2 protein-coding genes are annotated in these 1,817 nt (G+C 62.3%); both read right to left on the reverse strand.

What is annotated here, in order from left to right:
* Positions 1–13 precede the first annotated feature (13 nt).
* Positions 14–1,492: an IS66 family transposase gene (gene tnpC, locus HZZ16_RS36855; RefSeq protein ID WP_197955757.1), complete on the reverse strand. Its 1,479-nt coding sequence runs from the start codon at positions 1,490–1,492 to the stop codon at positions 14–16.
* A 122-nt stretch (positions 1,493–1,614) separates the two neighbouring features.
* On the reverse strand, positions 1,615–1,817 hold a 203-nt coding region (gene tnpB / locus HZZ16_RS36860; RefSeq protein ID WP_197955754.1), incomplete at its 5' end, for an IS66 family insertion sequence element accessory protein TnpB.

The following is a 1,817-nucleotide window of genomic DNA, read 5'->3' on the forward strand; positions in this document are numbered from 1 at the left end:
GTAAGCGTCGTTTTCAAGCCACGGCTTTGAGGGCTTGAGCGCGGTAGGACCAGGGCAGTAGCTGGTCGATGTCGCGGTTTGGATGCCCGTTGACGATCCTGGTCAGGACATCGGTGAGATAGGCGAGCGGATCGACGTCGTTGATCTTACAGGTCTCGACCAAGGACGCGATAACAGCCCAATGTTCCGCGCCACCGTCAGATCCAGCAAACAGCGCGTTTTTGCGGCTGAGCTTGATGCCGCGGATCGATCGTTCGACCGTGTTGTTGTCGAGTTCGATGCGGCCGTCATCGATGAAGCGCGTCAGCCCCTGCCAGCGTGACAGGGCGTAACGGATGGCCTCGGCGAGCTTGATCTTCTGGCTGATCAAAGCGAGCTTGGCGCGCAGCCATACCTCGAAGGCATCAGCCAGTGGTCGGCTCTTCTGCTGGCGCACGAGGCGACGCTCCTCTGCGCTGCGGCCGCGGATCTCCTTCTCGATCGCATAAAAAGCGGCGATGTGCTTCAGCGCCTCGCTGGCGATCGGTGCCGGGCCGGCGGCTGCAAGTTCGTAGAAGTTGCGCCGCATGTGCACCCAGCAGAACGCGAGCTCGACTCCACCGCGGTCGGCAAGCTTTGGGTAGGCGTTGTAACCATCGACCTGCAGGACGCCCTCGAAGCCGGCAAGATGGCCGAACAGCCGCTCGGCCTTGCGGTCGGGCGCATAGACGTAGGCGATGCCAGGCGGGTCCAGTCCGCCCCAGGGCCTATCGTCGGCGGCATAGGCCCAAAGCTGGCCGGTTTTAGTGCAGCCTCGGCCGGGATCGAGCACCGGCACCGTCGTCTCGTCGGCGAACAGCTTGGACCTTGCGCGAAGCACCGCAAGAAGTCGCTCATGCAGCGGGCTCAGATGGAAGGCAGCATGCCCGACCCAGTCTGCGAGCGTCGACCGGTCGAGATGGATGCCCTGGCGTGCATAGATCTGGGCCTGCCGATACAGCGGCAGATGATCGGCATATTTCGACACCAGAACCTGGGCGACGGTCGCTTCGGTCGGTAGCCCACCTTCGATCAGCCGGGCCGGAGCCTCAGCCTGCATGATGCCATCTTCGCAGGCTCGGCAGGCGTATTTGGGACGCCGAGTGACGACGACGCGGAACTGGGCCGGGATCATGTCCAGCCGCTCGCTCCGATCCTCGCCGATCTGGTGCAGGTCGCCCTTGCAGCATGGGCAGGTCTTACTCTCGACGTCGACCACAACTTCGATCCGCGGCAGATGCGCCGGCAGTGCTCCGCGATTGACGCGGCGCTTGCGTGCGCGCTCTGCCCGGCCTTCCGAGGCTGTTTCGTCCTGAGTCGCCTCGGTATAGGCTGCGACTTGTTCGACGTCCTCAAGACCGAGGAGCATCTGTTCTTCGGGGAGCGACTCTGCCTTCCGGCCAAAGCGATGACGCTGCAATTCCTTGATGATCTGACGCAGCCGCTCGCTCTCGTGCCGCTCAGCCAGCAGCATCGCCTTCAGCGTTTCGGGATCATCAGGAAGGTTATCGCTCACACGCAAATCAGAACATATTCGCCGCCGTTTTGCGATGATCTGGATGCTGCTGATTCACTTCGCCGCAGCGCCACCAACAGCTATCCGGCTTGCGTCGGCGCCACCGTTTCTCGCGCCTCATGAACCAGCCGCCAGTCGAGGCCTTCGAGCAACGCCGACAATTGTCCCGATGATAGACGCATCACTCCGTCTTCAATCTTCGGCCAACGGAAGACGCCTTCCTCGAGCCGCTTGGCGAACAGGCACAAACCCGTTCCATCCCAAAAGATCAGCTTGATCCGGT

It is taken from the genome of Bradyrhizobium glycinis (genome assembly GCF_016031655.1).
GTDB classification, from domain to species: Bacteria; Pseudomonadota; Alphaproteobacteria; order Rhizobiales; family Xanthobacteraceae; genus Bradyrhizobium; species Bradyrhizobium glycinis.

Excerpts from the sequence above, each read along its gene's own strand:
- tnpC (WP_197955757.1), bottom strand. The coding sequence starts at position 1,492 with ATGCTGCTGGCTGAGCGGCACGAGAGCGAGCGGCTGCGTCAGATCATC.